General features: G+C 58.5%; 22 protein-coding genes. 10 read left to right on the plus strand and 12 right to left on the minus strand.

Annotation, left to right across the window (positions count from 1 at the left end):
* Positions 1-108: 108 nt before the first annotated feature.
* The 10 genes from EKM04_RS18030 to EKM04_RS18075 all read right to left on the minus strand — a co-directional run bounded on the left by EKM04_RS18030 (position 109) and on the right by EKM04_RS18075 (position 13687).
* On the minus strand, positions 109-2301 hold the full coding sequence (locus tag EKM04_RS18030; protein WP_183896041.1) for a putative bifunctional diguanylate cyclase/phosphodiesterase: 2193 nt from the start codon (positions 2299-2301) through the stop codon (positions 109-111).
* Positions 2302-2502: 201 nt separating this feature from the next.
* Positions 2503-3279, minus strand: a complete 777-nt coding sequence (locus EKM04_RS18035; protein WP_183896043.1) for a MetQ/NlpA family ABC transporter substrate-binding protein — start codon at positions 3277-3279, stop codon at positions 2503-2505.
* Between the two features lie 28 nt (positions 3280-3307).
* Entirely contained in the window at positions 3308-3976 is a 669-nt protein-coding gene (locus EKM04_RS18040; protein WP_183896045.1) for a methionine ABC transporter permease, read from the minus strand.
* Complete coding sequence (locus EKM04_RS18045) at positions 3966-5006, minus strand: methionine ABC transporter ATP-binding protein (RefSeq protein ID WP_183896155.1); 1041 nt, start codon at positions 5004-5006, stop codon at positions 3966-3968. Before EKM04_RS18045 ends, EKM04_RS18040 begins: the two co-directional genes overlap by 11 nt.
* Before the next feature lie 321 nt (positions 5007-5327).
* Positions 5328-5960 (minus strand): NAD(P)H-dependent oxidoreductase, encoded by a 633-nt coding sequence (locus EKM04_RS18050; protein WP_183896047.1) that lies wholly within the window; start codon positions 5958-5960, stop codon positions 5328-5330.
* Between the two features lie 579 nt (positions 5961-6539).
* Positions 6540-7850 (minus strand): xylose isomerase, encoded by a 1311-nt coding sequence (xylA, locus tag EKM04_RS18055; RefSeq protein ID WP_183896049.1) that lies wholly within the window; start codon positions 7848-7850, stop codon positions 6540-6542.
* Positions 7851-8029: 179 nt separating this feature from the next.
* Positions 8030-9478 (minus strand): xylulokinase, encoded by a 1449-nt coding sequence (gene xylB, locus EKM04_RS18060; RefSeq protein WP_183896051.1) that lies wholly within the window; start codon positions 9476-9478, stop codon positions 8030-8032.
* Positions 9479-9502: 24 nt separating this feature from the next.
* Positions 9503-10528, minus strand: a complete 1026-nt coding sequence (locus tag EKM04_RS18065; RefSeq protein WP_174153989.1) for a LacI family DNA-binding transcriptional regulator — start codon at positions 10526-10528, stop codon at positions 9503-9505.
* A gap of 354 nt (positions 10529-10882) precedes the next feature.
* A complete protein-coding gene (locus EKM04_RS18070; RefSeq protein ID WP_174153990.1) occupies positions 10883-12466 on the minus strand; it encodes a DHA2 family efflux MFS transporter permease subunit in 1584 nt (527 codons plus the stop codon).
* A 21-nt stretch (positions 12467-12487) separates the two neighbouring features.
* A complete protein-coding gene (locus EKM04_RS18075; protein ID WP_174153991.1) occupies positions 12488-13687 on the minus strand; it encodes an HlyD family secretion protein in 1200 nt (399 codons plus the stop codon).
* Between the two features lie 171 nt (positions 13688-13858).
* Here EKM04_RS18075 and EKM04_RS18080 point away from each other — a divergent pair, with 171 nt between their 5' ends.
* From EKM04_RS18080 to lysS, 4 genes are all read left to right on the plus strand, one after another.
* The gene (locus EKM04_RS18080; protein WP_174154102.1) at positions 13859-14512 is read left to right on the plus strand and encodes a TetR/AcrR family transcriptional regulator; all 654 of its coding nucleotides are present in this window, start codon (positions 13859-13861) and stop codon (positions 14510-14512) included.
* A 154-nt stretch (positions 14513-14666) separates the two neighbouring features.
* Entirely contained in the window at positions 14667-15413 is a 747-nt protein-coding gene (locus EKM04_RS18085) for a TerC family protein (RefSeq protein ID WP_174153992.1), read from the plus strand.
* Positions 15414-15676: 263 nt separating this feature from the next.
* Positions 15677-17134 (plus strand): glutamate--tRNA ligase, encoded by a 1458-nt coding sequence (gltX, locus tag EKM04_RS18090; RefSeq protein WP_183896053.1) that lies wholly within the window; start codon positions 15677-15679, stop codon positions 17132-17134.
* 218 nt (positions 17135-17352) lie between these two features.
* Positions 17353-18852, plus strand: a complete 1500-nt coding sequence (gene lysS, locus EKM04_RS18095) for a lysine--tRNA ligase (RefSeq protein ID WP_183896055.1) — start codon at positions 17353-17355, stop codon at positions 18850-18852.
* An 86-nt stretch (positions 18853-18938) separates the two neighbouring features.
* On the opposite strand, the gene EKM04_RS18100 is transcribed toward lysS, so the two are convergent.
* Positions 18939-19844 carry a hypothetical protein gene (locus EKM04_RS18100; RefSeq protein WP_183896157.1) on the minus strand — a complete coding sequence of 302 codons (906 nt, stop codon included), beginning with the start codon at positions 19842-19844 and terminating at the stop codon, positions 18939-18941.
* Between the two features lie 343 nt (positions 19845-20187).
* Between EKM04_RS18100 and EKM04_RS18105 the strand changes: the two genes are divergently transcribed.
* From EKM04_RS18105 to EKM04_RS18125, 5 genes are all read left to right on the plus strand, one after another.
* Positions 20188-21078 (plus strand): metal ABC transporter substrate-binding protein, encoded by an 891-nt coding sequence (locus EKM04_RS18105; RefSeq protein WP_183896057.1) that lies wholly within the window; start codon positions 20188-20190, stop codon positions 21076-21078.
* On the plus strand, positions 21078-21965 hold the full coding sequence (locus tag EKM04_RS18110) for a manganese/iron ABC transporter ATP-binding protein (RefSeq protein WP_412762970.1): 888 nt from the start codon (positions 21078-21080) through the stop codon (positions 21963-21965). Before EKM04_RS18105 ends, EKM04_RS18110 begins: the two co-directional genes overlap by 1 nt.
* Entirely contained in the window at positions 21958-22818 is an 861-nt protein-coding gene (locus EKM04_RS18115; RefSeq protein WP_183896059.1) for a metal ABC transporter permease, read from the plus strand. The genes EKM04_RS18110 and EKM04_RS18115 overlap by 8 nt, the downstream gene beginning before the upstream one ends.
* Positions 22815-23666, plus strand: coding sequence for a metal ABC transporter permease (locus tag EKM04_RS18120; protein WP_183896061.1), 852 nt, complete (start codon positions 22815-22817; stop codon positions 23664-23666). The genes EKM04_RS18115 and EKM04_RS18120 overlap by 4 nt, the downstream gene beginning before the upstream one ends.
* Before the next feature lie 128 nt (positions 23667-23794).
* Entirely contained in the window at positions 23795-23968 is a 174-nt protein-coding gene (locus tag EKM04_RS18125; RefSeq protein WP_174154000.1) for a DUF1328 domain-containing protein, read from the plus strand.
* Positions 23969-24066: 98 nt separating this feature from the next.
* Here the strand turns inward: EKM04_RS18125 and EKM04_RS18130 are convergent, their stop codons facing one another.
* Positions 24067-24798, minus strand: a complete 732-nt coding sequence (locus EKM04_RS18130; protein WP_183896062.1) for an SDR family oxidoreductase — start codon at positions 24796-24798, stop codon at positions 24067-24069.
* A 144-nt stretch (positions 24799-24942) separates the two neighbouring features.
* Between EKM04_RS18130 and EKM04_RS18135 the strand changes: the two genes are divergently transcribed.
* A complete protein-coding gene (locus EKM04_RS18135) occupies positions 24943-25710 on the plus strand; it encodes an IclR family transcriptional regulator (RefSeq protein WP_183896064.1) in 768 nt (255 codons plus the stop codon).
* The last annotated feature ends 96 nt before the right edge of the window (positions 25711-25806 follow it).

The raw sequence follows: 25806 nt of genomic DNA on the forward strand, positions 1-25806 counted from the left end.
CCCGAGGATCTGATCACGTTCGATGGTGAGGTTCGTTAGATCCTCGGGTCAAGCCCGAGGATGGCGGCGTGTTTCAGGGAGAGGTAACCAACCGCGCCGCCTGAAACCTCACGAAACCTTCCGATGCTCCACCGGCGCATCCTGGGCGTCCAGCAGCGGCAATATCTCTTCCGCCGGAACAGGGCGCGAGAACAGATAGCCCTGCAATTCATCGCAGCCACACAGTTGCAGGATGGCGGCCTGGTCTTCCGTTTCGATGCCCTCTGCGGTCACAGGGATGCCGAGCGAACGGGCGAGCGCGACGGTGGCTGTCAGCATTTCCAGCGAGCGACCACCCTCGTCCAGGGCCACCACCAGCGACTTGTCGATCTTCATGCGGTTAAAGCCGAAGCGGCGCAGATAGCCGATGCTGGCAAAGCCGGAGCCGAAATCATCCAGCGCGATGCTCACGCCGATCTGCTTGAGCTTTTCGATGGCAGTCCCTGCCCGCTCGGGCTGGTGAATGAAATAGCCTTCTGTCATTTCCAGCATGACCCGCGTCGGCGCGATACTGTTTTGGTTTAGAATGGCCAGAACCTGGGCGGCAAAGAGCGGGTTTCTGAACTGGACAGGCGACACGTTGACGGCAAGCTTCACGCCCGGCCACGCGACGGCCTCGTGGCAGGCCTTGCGCAAAACGGCAAGGCCCAGCTGATCAATGAGCCCGCTGCTTTCGGCTGCAGCAATAAAAACATCCGGCGACACCGGGCCGTAACCCGCGCGGTTCCAGCGGGCCAACGCCTCGACACCGGTAATGCGGCGGGTGAGTGTGTTGACCACGGGCTGGAACACGACCTTGATCTCGTCCTGCTCGATGGCATATTTGAGGTCGGCCTCGAGCTGGTTCTTTTCCTCACGGCGCGTATCCATGTACGGCTCGTAGGCCATATAGCGACCGCGGCCGTTTTCCTTGGCCTCGTACATTGCCATATCGGCGCGGCGCAGCAGTTCCTCGCCGTCGATATCGCCACTCTTTGCAACGGCGGTACCGATGCTGCAGCCAATGGCCGCCACCCGCTCGCCGATCATGAAGGGTTCAGAAAACAGCGTGAGAATGTCATCGCAAAGCTTGCGGCCTTCGATGCGGGCATCCGGGCCTTGCAGGACGACAGCGAATTCGTCTCCGCCCAGCCGCGCGAGCAAGGTCCCGTCTGGCACGAGCACCTTCAAGGCCGCGGCAACACCCTTGATCAGCAGGTCCCCTGCACCGTGGCCGAAGGAATCGTTGACCTCCTTGAAGCCATCCAGATCGAGATAGATGAGATTGACGTAGCTGTTGTCCTCAGCCGATTGCAGCAGGTGCTTCCTCAGGCCTTGGAACAATCCGGTGCGGTTGTAGAGACCGGTCAGCCGATCGCTCAACAGCTCGAGACGGGCAGACCGCTCGTCGCTTTTGAGCTTTTTGAGCGCCGCACTGCCAATGGCGATCAGCGCGAGGAAAAACAGGAGCGTGATGGCATTGGCGGCGAGAATGCGCGGTTTTACCTCACGCATGCTGATGTCACCCGGCATTTGCGACTTCCATGTCAGATTGCCCAGAACCTGCCCACGGGGATCCACGATACTGACGAAGTAATCCGGTTGCGTGTCGGCGGGCTGCAGGGAAAGCCCGTTGAGGACGTAGGTATGCGCCAGCTTCTCGACCGTTTCCGTCGTCAAATGGCGCGCGAAGATCAGATACCGCCGCGCGGCCTCAGGCACGTCAAGCAGGCCGGATTTATTGCGCACCAAGGCGATACCCACGGCGGCGATACCGTCCTTGGTGCGCAGAAAACCCGCGACTTCGGGATCCTGCCCCAGCGGAACCGAACGCACCTTGTGGATCAAGCCCGTCAGGCCATCTCCGAAGTAGTCTGAAAGAGACCATTCCGTTGGCATGCCCTTGCGGTAGGACATCAACACCTGATCATTGACGTCGATGAGGACAGCCGTGTCGAAAAGCTCGCTGTTGACGGTCATGTCACCGTAATTGCTGATGAGCCATTCCAGACCATCGGGAGCATAGGCAAACCGTGCAGCGTCGTCCCAGGCCGCGTAATCGTTGAGGGTCGCGGTCAGCTGGTTGAGGAAGGTGGAAAGGGCACCGGATGTCGTTTCCAGCGAACGCTGTTCATCCAGCGCATTGGTGTTCTTGGCGACATCGCCCAGAGCGGACAGAATGAGGACGGTGACGATGACGACGACAATGGCAAGCGCAGACAAAACACCAGCCACGGCGGTGCTCCGGCCGATCGACAGTGTTCTGGCGTGCTTACGCGACATCTGGCAGCATCTTTTTTCCCCTGAAGGCTGCATATTCCGCATCAAGTCTTCAAAAGGTATTAAAATACCGCCCGAGGCCGCACCAATCGCCACACGCTGGTGGCAAACATGACAACGTTTGTTGTTAGGGATAACCAATCGTAAAAAGACCTCCCCCACAAGCATGGGAGAGGTCGTAAGAAAGGTCGATGAAAGAGCCGATTACCAGGACGGAATGACCGTGCCGTTGTATTTCTCAACGATGAAGCTCTTCACTTCAGGGCTCTGGTAGGATTCCACGAGCGTCTTGACCCACGGTGCATCCTTGTCCTGCGAGCGCACGGCGATGACATTGGCGTAAGGGGATTTCTCGCTTTCGATGGCGATGGAATCCTTCTTCGGGTTGAGACCGGCAGCTGTCGCATAATTGGTGTTGATGACCGATGCGTCGGTATCGTCAAGCGAACGCGGCAGCTGGGCGGCATCGAGTTCCACGAGCTGGATGTTCTTCGGGTTTTCGGTGATGTCGGCAGGCGTCACCTTGAGCCCCACGTCAGGGTTGACCTTGATCAGACCCTTGGAGGCCAGAACCAGAATGGCGCGGCCACCATTGGTCGGATCGTTCGGAATACCGATGGTCGCGCCGTCTTTCAGCTCGTCAAGGCTCTTCACCTTCTTGGAATAGACGCCCATCGGTGTCGTGATGGTGGTGCCGACGCTGACGAGATCGAACTTGCGATCTGCGACCTGATTGTCGAGGTAGGGCTGGTGCTGGAAGGAATTGGCCTGGAGCTCTCCATCGGCCAGCGCCTGGTTGGGGACGACATAGTCAGAGAATTCCAGGATTTCTATATCGAGACCCTTGGCGGCCGCGACCTTCTTGACCTGCTCCATGATCTGCGCGTGTTCCGCTGGTGTCACACCGATCTTGATGGTTTCGGCCAGCGCGCTACCCGCAAACAGGGCCGCGAGCGAAGCAGCGATGATGAGTTTTTTCATGTGGATGTCTCCTTTACCTAGACGTGTTTTAGTTTTTGCGATTGCGCTTGTCGAAGCTGCGGGCCAGCGCGTCACCGGCGCTTTGCACGATCTGGACAAGCACGATGAGAACGACGACGACGACCAGCATCACATCCGGCATGAACCGCTGGTAGCCATAGCGAATACCCAGGTCACCCAGACCACCGCCGCCGACAGCGCCGACCATGGCCGAGTAGCCGATGAGACTGACGAGCGTGAGCGTCAGCGCCAGTGTGATGCCGGGCCTTGCTTCCGCCAGCAGCACCTTGGTGACGATCTGAAGCGGCGTTGCACCCATGGCGCGGGCTGCCTCGATCAGGCCCTTGTCCACTTCACGGATGGCGGCTTCCACCAGACGCGCCACAAACGGCACGGTCGCGACCGTCAGCGGAACAATGGCGGCAGAGGTGCCAATGGAGGTTCCCGCCACAAGGCGTGTGAACGGAATGATGGCCACCACCAGAATAATGAAGGGCGTTGAGCGGGCGGCATTGACGATGAGCCCGATGATCCGGTTGATCATGGGTGCTTCAAACAGCTCTCCCTTGCCACTGGTGGCCAGAAAGATGCCGATGGGCAAGCCGAGCAAAGAGCCGACGAGACCGGACACCGCCACCATGTGCAGTGTCTGGATCAACCCCTTCCAGAGAACGGTAAACAGCATATCAGGCGACATAACCGAGCACCTCCGTCGCAAGGCCAGTTTCGGCATAAAAACGTCCGGCACGCGCTGTCACGTCAGGCGTTGCCGGATAGGACACCACCAGCGAGCCGTAAGGCTGGCCGGATATTTCCTCGATGGTACCAGCAAGAATATTCACGTCAGGGCCGATTTCCGCGACCAGCCGCGCCGTCAGCGGCTGAAAGGCCGTATCGCCGAAGAAGACGAGACGCACCAGCACGCGGTCGCCGGGCGCAGCATCCGGCTTCAAACCAGACGTGACCCAATGGGGCAGCTTCACCCCGACGGCGGATGATAGCAGGCTGCGGGTCGTCTCATGGCGCGGATTGGTGAAGATGTCGAAAGTGCTGCCCGCTTCCACGATCAGACCCTTGTCGATGACCGCCACCTGTGAGGCGATGGTCTTCACCACCTCCATCTCATGGGTGATGAGAAGGACGGTGAGGCCGAGCTCGGCATTGATCTTTTTGAGCAGTTCCAGAATGGATTGCGTCGTCTCCGGGTCGAGCGCGGAGGTCGCTTCATCCGACAGAAGAAGCTTCGGCTCGGTCGCCAGCGCACGGGCAATGCCAACGCGCTGCTTCTGACCGCCCGAAAGCTCTGCCGGATAGCGCTTGGCCTTGTCGCCAAGCCCGACCAGATCGAGCAGCGGCCCGACCTTGCGGCTGATCTCGGCGCGCGACACACCGGCGATTTCCAGGGGTAGAGCGACGTTATCATAGGCCGTGCGCGAGGAGAGAAGATTGAAGTGCTGGAAGATCATCCCCACAGACCGGCGAAGGGTACGCAGACCAGGCTCATCAAGCGCGCCAACGTCCACGCCATCGACCGCAACCCTGCCGGAACTTGGACGCTCCAGACCATTGACCAGGCGGATGAGGGTGGACTTGCCCGCACCGGAACGGCCGATGATGCCGGAAATAGAACCTCTGGGCACGATATAATCAACACCCGCAAGAGCGGTGAAGGATGTCTGTCTGCGGGGATCACCAAAGGTCTTGGTAACCGCCTCGAATGCGACCATCGGGTCGCTGTGCACAGGACCGGATGGCGCGGAACCGGCAGATGAAGTGTGAGGTGTCATAAAATGCTCTTCGAACGAAATCTGTTGTGTCGAAACCCGGCGGCAGGGAAAGCCGCTTTCATGCTGCCGTGAGGCACATTCGACCAGGCAAGACATTCCTGAGCATTACAATGGACTTTCCTTGAACAAGCCGGAGCCTAGACGAGCCGGGATCGGCTGTGTGTATCGCAAACATGCCTGTCTGCGATACCATTTTATAGGCATGATTTTTCAATTATGAGCGATTGCTGAAAAAATTGACCTTATTTCACCATCAGTTGATCACTTGATCGTCGTGACGAGCTCGTCCAGCGGACGGCGGACCTTCTTCAGATTGACGAGCCAGTCACCCTCTTCCTGACGATAGCCGAGCGGGAGAATGACTGCAGAACGCAGGCCCTTCTCACGAAGGCCGAGAATTTCGTCCAGCTTGTCGGGGTCGAAACCTTCCATCGGCGTGGAATCCACACCCTCGAATGCAGCCTGCGCAACGGCCATGGCGAAAGCGATGTAAGCCTGACGCGCGGCGTGCTGAAAGTTTACTTCGGCATCACGCTGTGGATAGGACGACAGCAGGGACTGACGATATTTTTCCCAGCCTTCGTTTTTGAAACCGCGCTCGTCATTGGTAAGATCGAACATGTGGTTGATGCGGTCTGCGGTGTAGGTGTCCCACGCCGCGAACACCAGAAGGTGCGAGCCTTCGGTCACCTGTGCCTGGTTCCAGGAAATTTCCTGAATCTTGGCACGGGTTTCCGGGTTGGTGACAACGATGATTTCGAAAGGCTGCAAGCCACTCGATGTCGGCGCCAACCGCGCAGCCTCGATGATGCGGTCGACCTTGTCCTGCGAAACGGACTTGGCAGGGTCCATCTTCTTGGTGGCATAACGCCAGTTCAATTTTTCGATCAGCATAAAAATCTCCTTGGGGGACCTCGCGATGTGGCGCGCCTGCGCCCGACCGGGATCTCCGTAAACCCAACACAGATAGGTCATGTTGCGCTGCACACAAGACGGCACGGACGCACAACCATACGAAATCGTCTCCGGTTCGCCTTATGAAAGGCGAACCGGAGGGATGATGAATGTCCGGCAAATGCATGTTGCATTGGCAGGTATGGTAGAGGTCTTGGCATTTGCCGGACCCGGTAACAAAGCGACTTTCACGATACCTATCGGAACGCCCGGTCCCTTGCCTGGCCAGTGGCAAGAGGTGGGTCCACGGAAACGGCCCTCTTTTTTAGAGCTGCCGCTTGTCGGTACCGGCTTTCAAACCGTGAGGGCGCCGCGCGTCGCACCCCTTTGCTTCGAAAGCACGGGCAGTATGCGGTGGGTTTAGAGCGTGTGGAGAAAAAAATAATTTTATTTTTTGGCAGCTTCGCGAGAGCAACAGGCTCAAACGATCCGGACAACGCGAGACCATGCCTTGCCGTCCTCACCCCGCACCAGGTGCGGGGTGACGGGCCGTGCCTGCCACAAGGGCAGGCGACACCATCAAACGTAGCGGTTGACCACGTTCTCAAGATATTCCTGACGCCCCGATTTTGGCTCAGGATTGATGTTGTCGCGCTCGACCATCGCCGCGATCTCATCCAGCTTCAGCTCACCGCGCAAAAGCTTTTGAGCATCTGGCGAATCCCACTTGGCATAGCGGTCTGCCAGTGGCTGCGACAGGGCCTTGTCCTCGATCATCTTCGCCGCAGCCTTGAGGCCACGGGCGCAGCAATCCATGCCGCCGATATGGCCGATCAGCAGGTCGGCCGGGTCGAGCGACTGACGGCGCAGCTTGCTGTCGAAGTTGGTGCCGCCATTCTTGAAGCCGCCGCCCGCCAGCACGTGGTAATAGGCCAGCGCCATTTCCGGCACGTTGTTTGGAAACTGGTCGGTATCCCAACCGGACTGGTAATCGTTGCGGTTCATGTCGATGGAGCCGAAAATGCCGAAGGCATTGGCCATGGCCAGCTCATGCTCGAAAGAGTGGCCGGCCAGAATGGCGTGGCCCTGCTCGATGTTGACCTTCACTTCCTTGTCCAGACCGTGTTTTTGCAGGAAGGCGTAAACGGTCGCGACGTCGTAGTCGTATTGGTGCTTGGTGGGCTCCTGCGGCTTGGGCTCGATCAGGATCGTGCCTTCAAAGCCGATCTTGTACTTGTATTCGACCACCAGATTGAGGAAGCGGCCAAGCTGGTCCAGCTCGCGCTTCACATCGGTGTTGAGCAGGGTTTCATAGCCTTCACGACCGCCCCACAGAACATAATTGGCGCCGCCCAGCGTCTTGGTGGCGTCCATGCAGGTTTTGACGGTCGCTGCGGAATAGGCAAAAACGTCAGGGTCCGGGTTGGTGGCGGCACCCGACATGAAGCGGCGGTTGGAGAAGAGGTTGGCCGTACCCCACAGAAGCTTGACGCCGGTGTCTGCCTGCTTCTGGCCGAAATAATCGACGATCTCGTTGAGGTTCTTCGTGTTTTCCGCAAATGTCTTGCCTTCGGGGCGCACGTCGGCATCGTGGAAACAATAAAACGGCGATCCGAGCAGCGAAAAGAATTCGAACGCGACATCGGCCTTCAGCTTGGCGGCCTGCATCGTATCTTCGAACCACGGACGCTCGAAAGTCTGGCCACCGAAAGGGTCGCCGCCCGGCCATGTGAAGGTGTGCCAATAGGCCACCGCAAAGCGCAAGTGGTCTTCCATCCGTTTCCCGCCGACGATCTCATCGGGGTTGTAATGCCGAAAGGCCAGCGGATTGGTGCTGTCAGGGCCTTCATATTTGATTTTCTGGATGTCGCCGAAAAAGCCTGTGGTCATGGTTGGTTTCTCCCTTTTGAACTCGTTGTTGTTGCAAAAGCCCCCTCTGCCTGCCGGCATCTCCCCCACAAGGGGGAGAGAATTCGAGGCACCAGTTCCACCCTTGCCGCAAAGCTTGATCGGGGCAGATAAGCCCCTCCCCCTTGTGGGGAGGGGTTGGGGAGGGGTTCTTTCTCAAATCAGATGTTGCGGATTGCCGGATAAAGCGCTCGATATCGCTCATAAGCCTCCTCATAGGCATCGCCCAGCGCCGAAACCGGCTCGATCGTCTCCTCCGTTTCCGGCTGAGAACACACGACAACGGGGTCCACCCCGGTCGCGGCAATCAGGCCCAGACGCGCCGCGCCAAAGGCGGCGCCAAAGTCGCCCTCCGCCGGAATATCCACGGGCACCCCAAGCGATGTGGCAATCGAGGCCAGCCAGTAGCGCGAGCGCGAGCCACCGCCGATGGCGGTGACGCGGGAAATCGAGGTGCCTGCGGATTTCAAGGCTTCGAGATTGTCTCTGATGGCGAAGGTCACGCCTTCCATGACAGCCTGCGTCAGCGCCTTGCGGTCGCTTTCGTGAGATAGGCCGACGAAGGAGCCGCGAATGGCTGCGTCATTGTGAGGCGTGCGTTCGCCCGAAAGATACGGCGCGAAGGTGACGCCTGTGGGTGCCTTCAGCTGGTCGCCCAGTTCCGTTGAAAGATCGCCAGCGGATTTGCCCGTGATACCGGAATACCAGTTCAGCGCATCGGTGGCTGAGAGAATGACGCCCATCTGGTGCCAAGTGTCGGGCAGCGCGTGGCAGAAGGCGTGAACGGCGCTTTCCGGCTTGGGCAGATAGGAGGCGTTGGCGGCAAACAACACGCCGGATGTCCCGAGCGAAACGAAGGCGTGGCCTTCGGACACCGTGCCCATGCCGCAGGCGGACGCGGCATTGTCGCCTGCTCCACCCGCAACCACGACCTTGGCAGAAATGCCCCATGAGGAGGCAAGATCAGGGCGCAGCGTGCCGGCTTCCTCGGTTCCTTCCACAAGAGATGGCATATGGTCTTCAGTCAGGCCGGTGGCCTCCAGCAAGTCGGACGACCACTTGCGCGCGCCGGTATCGAGCCATGAGGTGCCCGCCGAGTCCGACATGTCGGACATATACTCGCCCGTCAGCCAAAGCCGCAGATAATCTTTCGGCAAAAGGACCTTCGCGACCTTGGCGAAAACGTCCGGCTCGTTATTGGCAACCCAGACAAGCTTGGGTGCGGTGAAGCCGGGAAACACGATGTTGCCGGTAATCGTGCGGAAACGTGGATCGGCATCGAGCTTTGCCGCTTCGGCGTGAGAGCGCGTGTCGTTCCATAGAATGCAGGGACGCAGGACATCGCCCGCCGCATCCACCAGCGTCGCGCCGTGCATATGCCCTGACAGGCCGATGCCCTTGACTGCGGCCAGCTCTTTTGGGTGCTTCGCCTTCAGGCCAGCAATCGCTGTTTGCGTGGCGGTGATCCAGTCCGCCGGGTTCTGCTCGGACCAGCCATGGTGGAGGCGTGAAACGTCGAGCGCGCCATTGGCCGAACCGATGACATTCTGATCACCGTCGATCAGCAGCGCCTTGACGCCGGATGTTCCCAAATCGAGACCGAGATACATGTTTCCTCCATTCCCTATGTCGTTTCAGGGGAGATTGTCCCGCAAGAATATGTCGATACGAATGCGTTCCTGCGCTTCGATAACGGCAAGGCCATCGGCCCTAGCTTTCAGCACCCTGATCGCGCTGCGCACCTCGTGACCGGCATTCTGGTTGAGCACCGCATCCAGCACACCTTCCGCCAGCGCGTTGGTGGTATTTTCGGTCAACTCGTGGGCGATAACGCAGGGCGACGATAGCTGGCGCGATGATTTGAGCGCCTTGATGAGGCCGCGATTGCCCGCACCCAGGCTGTAAAGCCCCAGGAGCTGCGGATTGGTCTCAAGACACTCCGCCACCAATCGCTGGACGGTGTCAGGGTCGTCGCGGCCTTCCAGAACCGGCAGAAGGCGCAGGTCGGGAAATTCCTCTTCCATCACCGCCTTGAAACCGGCGAGCCGCTCGCGGTGGTCCTTCACCAGCATGGAGCCTGCCAGCACAGCGACATCTCCACCCTTCTCCGGCAGGAAACGGCCCATCAGGCTGGCGGCGGTACGACCGGCGGCAACATTGTCGACGCCTGCGAAATGGTCGCGTCGCGAACCGGTAAGATCGGAAACGAGCGTGACGGCGGCAATGCCGCTATCGGTCAGCCGGTCTACCGCCTCCACCACATCTTCAGCATCGATGGCGACAAAGGCAACGCCGGATGGTTTCTCCAACCGCGCCACATCCAGCGCCTGGGCGAGGGCCGCCGCATCGAAGGGTGGCACCTCGATGATGCGGATGGATGTGCGATCGACATAAGAGCGGGAAGCGGCGGCCCTGACCTCGGCGCGCAGACCGGCCATGAAGGAATTGTCGTTGTTGGGCAGGATGAAAACCAGCGCGTAAGAGCGACCCTTTGCCAGATTGGCGGCCGCCATATCGCGGACGTAACCCAGCTCCAAAATCGCCGTCTCGACCTTGGCACGTGTGACCGCATGCACCCCCGGACGCAGGTTGATGACCCGGTCGACGGTTGCCAGACTGACGCCTGCCTTGGATGCGATATCGTGAACGGTCGGCTTCATGGTTTCTCCCCAAGCCGTCCTTAGCCGAGATTCTGACGTCCGTAAATCAGAAAATGACGTACGTACCTCATGAAGAGTGAAGTGGCCTTGTTTCAAGCTCGAGTGTGTGGCTTACCCCTCTCTGTCCTGCCGGACATCTCCCCCTCAGGTGGGAAGATCGACTCGTGGCAATGTCTTGGCCACCTTTAACGGTGCGGATGGGGTGACGAGCGCGCGTCTACCTGATCTCCCCCCTTGAGGGGGAGATGCCTGGCAAGGCAGAGGGGGGTGAACCACACACGCGACGCTGGATAACCCAAACGAAAAGGGCCGCCATTTCTGGCGACCCTTCAGCGCTGCGGTGGATGGGGGAAATCAGTGAGCGGCGTCTGGCGGCGGCGCGGCTTTGGGTTTGTTGATGAGCAGCGTCAGGAAAATCAGCGCGCTGAACAGCACTGTCAGCGCCAGGAAGACATCGGCAAACGCCTGAAGCCATGCCTGTTGCGAGACCACGCCGACGAGCTTCTTGATGGCAACGGATGATCCATCCAGACCGTAGGAATCGTAGTTTGCACCGACATTGTTCAACCACTCCAACGCGGCTGGATTGCCGTAGTTCACGTGTTCGGCAATGCGGAAATAATGGTCGTCTGTGCGCTGGCTGAGCATGGTGTTGATGATGGCAAGACCCACCGCGCCACCGAGGTTACGGGTGAGGTTAAAGAGGCCGGAGGCGTTTTTCATGCGGGCCGGCGGCAGCGTGCCGAGCGCGATGTTGTTGATCGGCACCATGCACATCATCAGGCCGAAGCCGCGCAGGATCTGCGGGATCAGCAACTCGTAAAAGTCCCAGTCTGCCGTCACATGGGTCATGATCCACGTTCCCGAACCGAAGCTGATGAAACCGATGGCCATCATGACACGTGGATCGAGCTTGGTGGAGAGCTTGCCCGCAACCGGCGCCGTAAAGAACATGGCCAGGCCGGAGACGAACATTGTCTCGCCGATCATCAGCGCATCGTAGCCGCGCACCCGCCCCAGATAGAGCGGATACATATAGGTCAAACCGTAAAGACCGATGCCCATGACGAACGAAAACAGCGAGCCGATGGAGAAATTTCGGTCGGCAAAGGCTTTGAGGTCCACCACCGGAAAATCGACATTGAAGGCGCGCCAGAAGAACGCGATGCCGCCGATTGTCATGGCGACAGCACCGATGACGATGTGGGTGTCGTTGAACCAGTCGTTGTTGTTGCCCTCTTCCAGCACATATTCCATCGAGCCGAGGAAGACGCCCATCGACAGCAGTCCCCACCAGTCGAACCTCTTCCACAAAGAGAGTTCCGGCTTGTCGAAATCGATGAAATTCCACGTGACCAGGGTCACGATGATGCCGGGAATGATGTTGACGAGGAACAGCCAGTGCCAGGAAAAGGCATTCGACAGATAACCGCCGACCGTGGGGCCGATGGTGGGTGCAAGCGTTGCCACAAGGCCGATGATGGGGGACACCACCGAGCGCTTGGAAGCCGGGAAAATGGTGAAGGCGGCGGCAAATACGGAGGGGATCATGCCGCCGCCTATGAAGCCCTGAATGCATCGGTAGACGATCATCTGGTCGATGTTGGTGGCCGTCGCACACAGGGCGCTGGAAATGGTGAAGCCTGCGGCGCAGGTGGCAAACAGCACCCGCGTCGACAAGATGCGCGCAAGCGTTCCCGACAGCGGAATCATGATGACTTCCGCGATCAGATAGGAGGTCTGAACCCAGGCGATTTCATCCGACCCGGCACCGAGACCAGCCTGAATTTCCGCAAGCGACGCCGAGACGATCTGGATGTCGAGGATCGACATGAACATGCCGAACACCATTGCAAAGAACGCGATGAGGCGTCGGCGATCCATGGGGGGATCGATCGCCGCGACGTTGCCGCCTGCCATACTGGCTGTTGCCGCCATGATCTTGGTCCTTATCGAAGATTACTTCGACTGATTGTCTGCTGTGCGGGTCTTGTCGGGTGCCGTACGGGTATCGACATCGACCACCACGCTCAAACCGGCACGCAACTTGTGCTTGGCCAGATCTTCCTTGGAAAAGACGATGCGAACCGGCACGCGCTGGATGACCTTGGTAAAGTTGCCCGTGGCATTTTCCGGCGGAAGCATGGAGAAGACCGAGCCGGACGCAGGCGAAATCGACTGCACCGTGGCTTCGATATCATGTTTGCCAAAGGCGTCCACATGCACGCGCACCTTGGAGCCGGGCTCGATATCGGCAAGCTGCGTTTCCTTGAAATTGGCATCGATATAGAGATCGTCCATCGGCACCAGAGACGCTAGGCGCTTGCCCACTGACAGAAGGTCGCCCGTCTGAACCGAGAGGTTGCCGATGACGCCATCATAAGGCGCACGAAGAACCGTGAAGGACAGGTCACGCGCGGCCTTGTCACGAGACAGTTCCAGCGACTTCACCGAACCTTCGGCTTCTTTTCGCTGGGCTCTGAGGAGATCGATATTTGCCTGAGCGGACACGACGCCTGCCTCACCGGCAACCAGATTGGCCTTGGCCTGTTCCATGGCGATCTGCGCGTTATCAGACGATGCAGCCGTGCCGACGTCCTTGGCCTGAAGTTCGCTGGCGCGTTTCAGGTTGATGTCGGCACCCCGCAATGCGGCATCCAGAGAGCCCTTTTGGGCAATGGCCTGCTGCAAAGACGCCTCAGCGCCTGCAATCTGCGCATCGATGCGGTTGAGCGAGAGCTGCTGTGTCTGAAGCTGGGCCTGCGCCTGTTCCAGCGCATTGCGATAATCGCCATCGTCAAGGGTCACGAGTGTATCGCCAGCCTTCACCGTTTGGTTATCGACGACCTCGACCTTGGCGACATAGCCGGAGACCTTCGGCGCGATGACGGCGATATCGCCCTGCACATAGGCATCATCCGTGGAAATGAGGAAGCGGCCATCCGTCCAGTATTGATAGCCGTACCAGCCACCGGCAGCCAGAATGGCAATGGCGACGATCGGCAAAACGAAAGATTTGCGCTTCTTCTTTTCAGGCGCGGCGGCTTCAGCGGGTGCCGCAGCTGGCTGAGCGTCGGCTGCCTTTGCCTCTTCGACACGAGCTTCGGTTTCATCTGACGAATTGACTGCGCGGACTGCACCGTTCTTCTGGGCCGACATGGTAACACCATTCACTGTAAGCGAGATAAGAATTGTCGAACTGAACCGTTCGGTTCGATTGACTTAATCTCTTTTCTGACACATATCAAGTCATATCGAACCGATTGGTTCGATATATGAGATGAGATTTAAAAACGATTGGCGGATTGCAGCGTGACCGACGAGACATCCATGGAGGACATCTCCACAGCATCTCCTGCAGGCCGGTTTGCGGCGGGCGAAGACCCGGCAAAGCGCGAGCAAATCCTCGATGGTGCATGGCGCGTGTTCAAGCAGAAGGGTTTCGATGCCGCCAGCATGAATGACATCACCCGCGAAGCCGCTGTTTCCAAGGGGACAATCTATGTTTACTTTGAAAACAAGGATGAGCTTTTTGCCGCCCTGATCGACCGTCACCGCGCTGAATTCGCCCTTTCCATGCGCGATATTTTGGCGGGCACGGAAGAGGTACGAGACGGTCTATGGCAGTTCGGCGCTGCGTTTATTCATAAGGTGACATGCACGGACATGATACCTGCCATGCGCTCAGCGCTTGGCGTGATCGACCGCATGCCCAAACTCTCGCAACGTTTTTTCGTGGCAGCACCGAACAATGTTCGCGTCGTTCTGCGTGACTTCCTGAGGCACCATGTCGAACAGGGAACGCTCGTCATCGACGACGTGGACCTTGCCGCACGCCAGTTCATCGAGCTTGCGACCGGAACATTCTTCAAAATGCGGCTGTTCGGCGAATTGACGGGCGACACGCCGCCAGATGACGCGGACCGTGTCCTCAAAAGCGCTATCGAGGTTTTTATGTCGGCCTATGGAACCAGGACAATTTAGCCCCATTCATCATCCGAGTTTCTCGCAATGCGCGAATTATCGGGAAAATAGAGCTTAACACATCTGTCATACGCTTGTTTCTCGCGCATTCGAATATAAAACTACGGTGTTTCGAATTGTCGAACCTGGATAGCTGAGAAGGAAAACAGGCCCGATGGACTCCATTGTCCCTCTATTGTCAGACCCCGCCGCATGGGTGGCACTCGTCACTCTTATCGTCATGGAGGTCGTGCTTGGCATCGACAACCTGATTTTCATTTCCATCCTGACCAACAAGCTGCCAGAGCATCAGCGTGAGAAGGCCAGAAAGATCGGTATCGGTCTGGCGCTGATCATGCGCCTGGGTCTGCTCGGCACCGTGGCGTGGATCGTCCAACTGACCGAGCCCGTTTTCGAACTTTTCGGTCACGGCTACTCCTGGAAGGACATGATCCTCATCGGCGGCGGTCTCTTCCTCGTATGGAAGGCCACGAAGGAAATTCACCACAATGTGGACCCGGAAGATCACAAGGAAGACATGGTCGGTACCGCCGTTGCCAGCTTCTCCTCTGCGATCGCCCAGATCCTGCTGCTCGATCTCGTCTTTTCGCTGGACAGCATCATCACCGCCGTTGGCATGACCCCGCACGTCCCGATCATGGTTGTCGCCGTCGTCTTCGCCGTGACCGTCATGCTGCTGGCCGCCAACCCGCTGGCTCAGTTCATCGAAAAGAACCCGACGGTCGTCATGCTGGCGCTGGCATTCCTTTTGATGATCGGCACGACGCTGATCGCCGAAGGCATGGGCTTCCACGTTCCCAAGGGCTACGTCTATGCCGCCATGGCATTTTCGGCACTGGTGGAAGTGCTCAACATGGTATCGCGCAATGCACGCCGGAAGAAGAAGAGCACATTGCACTAGGTGCGATTGTCGATCTGAAGAAACTTGGGGCCCGTGTAACAGCGGGCCTTTTTCTTGTCGGCGCAAAATGCCAGCAGAGGGGCAACGGCGGTAATTTTCTTGACGCATGCGGCGTAATATGGCCTAAGGCCATGCCTAATGGGAACGTATGAAAGCTGCGCTTTGCGCCTGTTTTGAGCCATTCCCGCCGCATCCAACGTCAATTCCCGTGATATCGGGCACTTTCAGCTTTATGTCACAGCCAGTCACGACGAGTGAATTTCATGACCACTTCCGGCGTCCGCGTCCGTATTGCCCCTTCCCCCACCGGCGAGCCGCATGTCGGCACCGCTTACATCGCGCTTTTCAACTACCTGTTTGCCCTCAAGCACGGTGGTGAATTCATTCTGCGCATCGAAGATACCGATGCGACGCGCTCCACGCGCGAATATGAAGACAAGGTGCTGGAAGCGCTGAAATGGACCGGCCTGAAATGGTCCGAAGGCCCTGATGTTGGCGGCCCCTATGGCCCCTACCGCCAGTCCGACCGCAAGGACATGTACCAGCCATTCGCCGACGAACTGCTGGAAAAGGGCCACGCCTTCCGCTGTTTCTGCACGCCGGAGCGCCTGACCGAGATGCGTGAAGCGCAGCGCGCCGCTGGAAAGCCGCCGAAATATGATGGTCTGTGCCTGCATCTGAAGGCTGAGGAAGTGACTGCAAAGATGGACGCGGGCGAAGCTTCTGTCGTGCGGATGAAAATCCCGACGGAAGGCTCCTGCGATTTCAACGATGGCGTCTACGGCGATGTATCGATCCCGTGGGACAGCGTTGACATGCAGGTTCTGATGAAGGCGGATGGCATGCCGACCTACCACATGGCCAATGTCATCGACGACCATCTGATGAAGATCACCCATGTCGCACGCGGCGAAGAGTGGCTGGCATCGGTGCCAAAGCACATTCTGCTCTACCGTTATTTCGGTTGGGAACAGCCCACGTTCATGCATCTCTCCCTGATGCGCAATGCCGACAAATCCAAGCTTTCCAAGCGCAAGAACCCGACCTCGATCTCCTATTATTCCGCGCTCGGCTATCTGCCGGAAGCGCTGATGAACTTCCTCGGTCTGTTCTTCATCCAGATTGGCGAAGGCGAAGAGCTTTTGACCATGGAAGAACTGTCGCAGAAATTCGACCCGGAAGCGCTGTCCAAGGCAGGTGCCATCTTCGACATTCAGAAGCTGGACTGGCTGAACGGCCGCTGGCTGCGCGAAAAGCTGAGCCAGGACGAGTTCATTGCCCGCACGCTGGAATGGGCGATGGAAAACTCCCGCCTGACGGAAGGCCTGAAGCTTTCGCAGAGCCGCATTTCAAAGCTGGGCGAACTGCCGAACCTCGCAGGCTTCCTGCTGTCGAGCGATGTCGGCCTGACGCCTGCCTCTTTCGCTGGTCTGAAGACCAAGCCGGAAGAAACCCACGAAATCCTGACCACGGTTGCCGCCGATCTGGAGAAAATGCCGGACTGGACGCTGGAATCGATTGAGCAGGAACTGCGCGATGTTGCCGAACGCACGGGCAAGAAACTGCGCGTGGTGACACCGCCGCTCTTCGTTGCGATGTCGGGCTCGTCGCGTTCGCTGCCGCTGTTTGATAGCATGGCGCTGCTCGGCCGTTCCGTGGTGCGCCAGCGTTTGAAGATCGCGATTGCGGTTGTGGCGTCGATGGTTGCCGCAGGCAGTTAAGCGGGCGACGCGGCTGGTGAGCTGACGCCGCCACGGTCGTCATCCTCGGGCTTGTCCCGAGGATCTACCTTGGGTGCCAGGGGTTGGACGTCGGACGTGCCGGTGACGCAGCAGATCCTCGGGACAAGCCCGAGGATGACGAGACGGGAAGGTACGGGGCGAACCAGAAAGCCACCGCATCACCATAGAGAATAACTTGCCCGAAGAAGGCCCAGACGATGACCGACAAGACAACCGAAACAACTGCCCTCTCGTCCGACGTGACCGAAGTGCGCCGCCAGAAGCTGGGAATGCTGCGTGAGAAAATCGGCGATGTGTATCCCGCCCATTTTCACCGCACGCTGACCAATGCGGAACTGGCCGAGAAATATGCGCAGATCGAGCCGGACGTTGAAACCGGTGACACGGTAACGGTTGCCGGGCGCGTTTATTCCTCGCGCAATTCCGGCATGTTCATGGACATCCATGACGCCTCCGGCAAGGTGCAGATCTTCTCCCACAAGGATACGACGCCGGAAGCTGCGCGCGACCTTCTGCCGATGATCGATATCGGCGACATCATCGGCGTGACCGGCAAGGTGCGCCGCACCAAGCGCGGCGAGCTGACGATCAATGCCGAAGAGATCACCATGCTGACCAAGTCTCTGCTGCCAATGCCAGAGAAGTGGAGCGGGATTTCCGACATCGAAATCCGCTATCGCAAGCGCCACCTGGATATTCTCTCCAACGAAGAGTCCAAACTCCGCTTCCAGCAGCGCTCAAAGATCATTTCCGGCATTCGCCGCTTCATGGAAAACGAGGCCTTCCTCGAGGTTGAAACGCCGATGTTGCAGACCGTCTATGGCGGCGCGACGGCCGATCCGTTCAAGACCTTCCACAACACGCTGAAGATGGACATGTATCTGCGCATTGCGCCGGAACTGTTCCTGAAGCGCACGCTGGTGTCTGGCCTGTCCGACAAGGTGTTCGAAATCAACCGCAACTTCCGCAATGAAGGTGTTTCAACCCGGCACAATCCGGAATTCACCATGCTGGAATGCTATTGGGCCTATGCCGACTACGAAGACATTATGGGTCTGGTCGAGCGCATGTTCGAAACGCTGGCGATTGCCATTCACGGCACGACGGAACTGGAATTCCAGGGCAAGACCATTTCCTTCAAGGGTCCGTTCAAGCGCGTGCCGATGCCGGATGCGGTGAAGGAGGCGACGGGCATCGACTTCCTGGCCATCAAGACCGACGAAGAAGCCCGCGCTGCCGCGAAGGCTGCCGGTTTCGAAGTCGAGAAGGACTGGACCTGGGGCGAATGCCTGGCCTTCATCTTTGAGGAAAAGGTCGAGGCGACGCTGATCCAGCCAAGTCACGTCACGCATTTTCCAAAAGACATCTCGCCCTTTGCCAAGGAAGTGCCGGGCGAGCCGCGTCTGGTGGAGCGTTTCGAGAGCTATTGCAACGCCTGGGAAGTTGGCAATGCATTCTCCGAGTTGAACGACCCGGAAGAACAGCGCCGCCGCATGGTGGAGCAGTTGGAACAGGCCCATGCGCGTGGCGAAAAGGACAAGCAGCTGGACGACGAATTCCTCGACGCCATCGATCAGGGCATGCCGCCCGCCGGGGGCCTCGGCATCGGTGTAGACCGTCTGGTGATGTTGCTGACCAACGCGCCGTCCATCCGCGACGTCATCCTGTTCCCGGCCCGCCGCCAGAAGGCGGATTGATGTTGGCAGGGCGGTAAAGCCGCCCTCCTTCGATCACGTCTTCGATCGCAAAAAGCCTCTCCGCACCACAGAGGCAGGCCGCAGACTCAATGGCCGGATTTCGCGGGCTCTTCCGCAGGTGCGTCCTCGCCATGTGCGGGGGCGTCTTCCGTGACCGGCGTTGCGCCATGGGCAGGCTCGGCTGCGACAGCTTCCGTTTGGCCTTTGCCGAAAACCAATGATTTCAAATAGGCCAAACTGAACATGCTGACGCTTTCAGGCTCCGGCGTGGAGGTCAACAGAGCGGGATCGTCGGCAGCGGCTGGCGCGCCTTCATGCACCGACTCCGGTGCTGGCGCATCATGGCCCTCGGCGGGTGCAGCTTCGCCGTGGCCTTTGCCCTCCGCCGGTGCTGCGTGATCCGCTGGTGCAGCGCCATGCCCGCCGGCCGCAGCGGCTTCGGCATTCGGATCGATGCAATCCGTGAAGTCTTTCAGATCGGCCGCAAGATGCTGGGTATCTTCCAGAGGTAGATCAATCCGCAAACCATAGAAGATCCCCTCCCCGCTTGGGGGGCCATCGTAATAGAAGGCGGAATAGGGTTTGGCGTCGGCATCCGCCGGCAGCTTTGTGACATCGGGGATATAGACCACCTGCGCGGCGATGGCACGGCCGCGCATATCCGAGCGCATGGTCGGCCCGTTCTGATCCAGGATGGAGACCTGCACGAGGTCGGGTTTCTGCTTGTCATAAACGGCCTTGGCCACACGCAGGGCGGTCTTGACCCGCTCCGCGCCATCGCCACCATCAGTGCGAATGAACTTGCGGACCCACAGGCTACCGGCTTTTTTGATGTTGACGGTCTGCACCATCTCGCATTCGAGTCCGTTGACCGATGCATTGGAGGGACCGAACAGGGCGTCTTTACCGACGAAAACGGCGGCAAGGCCGGACGCGCCCCCGAACAGGAGGACGATGCCGCTCAACAATACGAACTTGCGAGAAAACCGTATTCTCTTGAACACTGCCTTCACGTCGAGCGTCCCGACATGCATTACCCCGTTAAAGCTGATCGTCCGCAGAATGCACAAGCAGTGTCACTGCTAAAACGATGAAGGCACGGCGGCTTGCGCCTATCACCATACATGCATCAATTCTGACGTGTTCTCGTTGAAGAAGGCTTAATTCGGCAGCGAATCCGGGCACCAAACTGGCTCATTTTTGGACTCCGTCAAAAAAACGACAATCCGTGTTACAAATCAATTATTGCGAATGATTTGCAATAGCGTTGACAAACCCTATTTAGATGGCCAGATTGATATTGCGAATGAATCGCATCAGGAGTTGGATAGGCCCATGAGATTGTCATCGCTTCGATATCTGCTCTGTGCTGCGGTGCTTTTGCTGCCGCTGGCAGCGGTGGCGCAGGAGAAGCCGAAGGTCGTGACCACCTTCACCATCATCGCCGATATGGCGCGCAATGTGGCTGGCGATGCCGCCGATGTGGACAGCATCACCAAGCCGGGTGCCGAAATTCACAATTACCAGCCGACACCGCGCGATATCCTGAAAGCCCGCAATGCCAATCTCGTTTTGTGGAACGGGCTCAATCTGGAGCTGTGGTTCCAGAAGTTTCTGGCAAACCTGGCTGACGTTCCCAATGTAACGGTAAGCGAAGGCGTGACGCCGATGTCGATCAGCGGCGGCGCCTATCAGGGCAAGCCCAACCCGCATGCCTGGATGTCGCCCGATAACGCACTCATCTATGTCGAAAATATCCGCAAGGCTTTGACGCAGATAGACCCTGGCAATGCCGCCGTCTACGCCGCCAATGCCAAGGCCTATTCCGACAAGATCAGCCGCGAAATACAGCCGATGCGCGATGCTATCGCCGCATTGCCGCAGGATAAGCGCTGGCTGGTGACGAGCGAAGGCGCGTTTTCATACCTTGCGCGTGATTTCGGCATGAAGGAACTGTTCCTGTGGCCTGTGAATGCCGACAGTCAGGGCACGCCCCAGCAGGTGCGCGGCGTGATCGATGCGATGCGCCAGCATAAGATTCAGGTCATTTTCAGCGAAAGCACCGTCTCCCCCGATCCGGCCAAACAGGTGGCCAAGGAAACTGGAGCTGCCTATGGAGGCGTGCTCTACGTGGATTCCTTGAGCGAAGTCGATGGTCCGGTGCCGACCTATCTCGACCTCTTGCGCGTGACCACCGAGACGATTGTGAAAGGCCTTTCCAAATGATGATGGGAAAGCGAAAGACAGTGGAAACGGGACTGACCGTCGATGATGTGACGGTGACCTACCGCAACGGTCACACGGCGCTGCGCAGCGCCAGCTTTTCCATTCCCCGCGGCACCATCACCGCTCTCGTAGGCGTCAATGGTGCGGGAAAATCCACCATCTTCAAGGCCGTCATGGGCTTCGTGCCGTTGGCGGCGGGTCGCGTCTCGATCTTCGATCTGCCCGCCCGCGATGCGCTGAAAAAGAACCTCGTCGCCTATGTGCCGCAGGCCGAAGAGGTGGATTGGAGCTTTCCGGTTCTGGTCGAGGACGTTGTCATGATGGGTCGCTACGGCCATATGAATTTCCTGCGCATACCGTCAAAGCGCGACCATCAGATGGTCGATGAGGCGCTTTCCCGCGTCAACATGGTGGATTACCGCAAGCGCCAGATCGGCGAGCTCTCCGGCGGGCAGAAAAAGCGGGTGTTTCTGGCGCGGGCATTGGCGCAGGAAGGTCAGGTCATTCTGCTGGACGAGCCCTTTACCGGCGTGGATGTGAACACCGAAGAACAGATCGTCGCGTTGCTCAAGGCGCTGCGCGACGAAGGCCGCATCATGCTGGTTTCCACCCACAATCTCGGCAGCGTCCCTGATTTTTGCGACCGCGCGGTTTTCGTCAAGGGCACCGTCATCGCGTCGGGCAGGACAGAGGATACGTTCACCGAAGACAACCTGCAAAAGGCGTTCGGTGGCAGTCTGCGCCATTTCATTCTGGGCGGTACGGACCTGCACGACGATGCCGATCCGCGCCACCTGACGGTCATCACCGACGACGAGCGGCCCTTCGTGATCTACAGCAAGGATGGTTCGGCCACGACGACCACGAAAGCCAAGAGCCATGATTGACACTCTGCTCGAACCCTTCACCTACTCCTATATGCTGAACGCCATCTGGGTCAGCGCGCTGGTGGGTGGCGTTTGCGGGTTTCTGTCGTCCTATCTGATGCTAAAAGGCTGGTCGCTGATCGGCGATGCCCTGTCCCACGCCATCGTGCCGGGCGTCGCAGGCGCCTATATGCTGGGCCTGCCCTTTTCTCTCGGTGCCTTCATTTCCGGCGGGCTGGCGGCAGGCTCCATGTTGTTTTTGAACCAGAAGACGCGGTTGAAGGAAGATGCGATCATCGGCCTGATCTTCACCTCCTTCTTCGGGCTTGGCCTGTTCATGGTGTCGCTGTCTCCCACATCGATCAATATCCAGACCATCGTATTGGGCAATATCCTGGCGATCACCCCGGAAGACACGCTTCAACTGGCGCTGATCGGCGGCATCAGCCTTCTCGTACTGTCGTTGAAGTGGCGCGATTTCATGGTCGTGTTCTTCGATGAAAACCACGCTCGCACCGTGGGCCTCAACCCGGATCTTCTGAAAATCATCTTCTTCACCCTCCTGGCGGCGTCCACAGTCGCCGCCCTCCAAACCGTCGGCGCGTTTCTGGTGGTTGCCATGGTGGTGACGCCGGGTGCGACCGCCTATCTGATGACGGACCGGTTCGAGCGCCTGATCGGGATGAGCTTTGCCATCGGCGCAGGCACCAGCTTCCTCGGGGCCTATCTCAGCTATTTCCTCGATGGTGCCACCGGCGGCATCATCGTCGTCCTGCAAACGCTGATCTTCCTGACCGCCTTCGTGTTTGCGCCCAAGCACGGCTATCTCGCTTCGCGCGCCAAGGCCAAGGCTGCTCTAGAGGCCGCGCCATGAGCGAAAACCTGCAGCTTGCGATCCTGCCGTTCCAACTGCCTTTCATGCAATATGCCTTTATCATCACGCTGATGATTGCGGTGCCGATGGCCATGCTGTCGTGCATTCTGGTGCTGAAAGGCTGGTCGCTGATGGGCGATGCCGTTTCTCACGCCGTGCTACCCGGTGTGGTCATCGCCTATATCGTCGGTATTCCCTTTTCCATCGGGGCCTTCGTTGCGGGCATGATCTGCGCGTTGGGCACCGGCTTTCTGAAGGAAAACAGTCGCATCAAGGAAGACACCGTGCTTGGCATCGTCTTTTCCGGCATGTTTGGGCTCGGTTTGGTTCTTTATGTCAAGGTGCAGAGCGATGTGCATCTGGACCATATCCTGTTCGGCGACATGCTGGGCATTGCCGTGAGCGACATTGTTGAAACCGGATTGATTGCCTTGGTAGCCACGCTGTTTCTGGTGCTGCTGCGCAAGGACCTTCTGGTCCACGCCTTTGACGCCCAACACGCCAAGGCCATCGGCCTGCCGGTTCGCCTGCTGCATTACGGCTTGCTGGCGGTGCTATCGCTGACGGTGGTGGGCGCGTTGCAGGCCATTGGCATCATTCTTTCCGTCGCCATGCTGGTGGCCCCCGGTGCCATCGCATTCCTGATCACACGACGGTTTTCCAGCATGATGATCGCGGCCATCGCCGTATCTGTTACCTCTTCGATCATTGGCATCTGGGCCAGTTTCCTGATCGATAGCGCTCCGGCCCCGACGATCGTTCTGATCATGAGCGGTTTCTTCATCCTCGCCTTCCTGCGGACAACATGGAAGGCGCGGGCCGTGAACAGGGCGGAAAGCACGATCTGAAAGTCAATTGTCCACAATTGAAAACATTATTTCAGAATGTTCGGAACTTCCTGCCCTTGATTCGCGTCATATCGACAGGTTGAAGCGTAGGGGCTCGACCGCATCAATTGACGCAAAGAGGTACGACCATGTTGAAATGGGCTCTTATATTCTTCGTAGTTTCGCTGATCGCCGGTGTTTTCGGCTTTACGGGAATTTCGGCGGCGACAGCGGGCATCGCCCGTATTCTGTTCTTCATTGCAGTGGTCGTGTTCCTGATCTTCCTGGTTCTTGCACTCATGGCTGGTCAGGCGATCCTCTGATCGTAACGGGTATGACGGGAAACGGCGGGTCGAGAGGCCCGCCGTTTTTTGTTGTGACATGATGAGCCCTCGCCCGTGACGCTGCGGGCGTCTCGACATCAGGCTGTCCAGCCGCCGTCGATCACGTGTATCTGTCCCGTGGTAAATCCAGCCTCATCGGATGCCAGATATGTCACCAGAGCGGCAATCTCCTGCGGCGTCGCGATGCGACCCATGGGTTGTCGGGCGATGAAGTCGGAAAGGGCCTGCTCGTAGTGTCCAGTCGCACGCAGGCGCTCATGCAGCGAGGGGCTATCGACCGTGCCGGGGCAGATGGCATTGCAACGAATGCCCTTGGTGACGAAGTCCGACGCGATGGATTTGGTCAGGCCAATCACAGCGGCTTTCGAGGCCGTATAGGCAAACCGGTTGGGGACACCCTTCACGCTGGATGCAACCGACGACATATTGACGATGACACCCCTGCCCTGTTCCAGCATGGCGGGCAGAAATGCGCGGCACGTGCGGTACATGGCCTTGGCGTTAAGATCGAAGGAAAAATCCCAGTCCTTTTCTTCGCAATCGAGAATAGTGCCAGCGTGAACGAAGCCAGCGCAATTGAACAGCACATCAGCGCGACCGATATCCGTCGCAAGCGCTTTCACTGCATCGCCATCCAGCACGTTCAAGACGCGCGTTTCAGCCCCGGTCAGCGTGGCGAGTGCGGCGTCGTTGATATCAGTCGCGATGACGCGCGCGCCAAGTTCGATGAACCGTTCCGCCGTGGCACGGCCAATACCCTGACCTGCCGCGGTGATAACCACTGTCTTGCCGGTGAAATCCTGCGCCATGCGCTGCTCCTCTTGGCGCCAAGGCGCGCCTGAAAATCGAAATGGATCGACAATTCATACGTAAACAGCGTATTCATATAACGTCAAGGGAGCTGGAACTGGAGATGGTGCAGCGTACCATCGACCTGAAACCGCAGAGGTCGGATGATCGAAGACGACAGTGAAAAATACCGTGCGCCTGCCTTGGACAAGGGCCTCGACATTATCGAGCTTCTGGCGCAAACCGATGGCGGCCTGACGCAGGCGGAAATCGCCAAGGCCATCGGCAAAAGTCCCAATGAATTCTACCGCATGCTCGACCGGCTCGTCCGCCGGGGCTATGTGGAACGGCAGGATGGCGACCGATTTTTCCTGACCTTGAAACTCTTCGGTCTGGCGCATTTCCATGCCCCTTTGCGCAGGCTGGTGTCTTTTGCCGCGCCCGTGATGCGGGACTTTTCCAACAAGGCCGGACAGGCTTGCCATCTGGCCGTCTATGATCGCGGTGTCGTGGCTGTCATCGCCCAACAGGATAGCTCGACCTATTGGGCTCTATCGATCCGCGTCGGGGCGCAGATGAGCCTGTTCAACACCGGCTCCGGCCACGTTCTGCTTGCCTTCCAGTCTGACGCGCAGCGGGAGATCATGATTGCCGAGCAGCTTCGCGGCGGCAACGAGACATCCGTGCCCGAAGGCCTGATCACACGGTTGGGACAGATCCGGGCGAACGGTTTCGAGAGCATGAACAGTTTGCAGACCGCCGGTATCAGGAACCTATCCGCCCCAGTGCTAACACTCGACGGCACGGCGTTGGCGGCCATCACCTGCCCTTACATCACGCCTCTCAGCGGCAACGCACCCGGCGCCGATGACTGCGTCGATCTTATCCGGCAAGCAGCCCGGACGATTTCAAACGTGGCAGCCGGACAATAAAAAGCGCGACCGGGAGGGGACCGATCGCGCTTTCTTGACTGGAGGTATTATACTTCAATAACGAGCGACTATCGCGAAGGTTCCAGAATTATTCTG

Origin of the sequence: Rhizobium skierniewicense Ch11, from assembly GCF_023757665.1 — a bacterium.
In the GTDB taxonomy this organism is placed as follows: Bacteria; Pseudomonadota; Alphaproteobacteria; order Rhizobiales; family Rhizobiaceae; genus Agrobacterium; species Agrobacterium skierniewicense.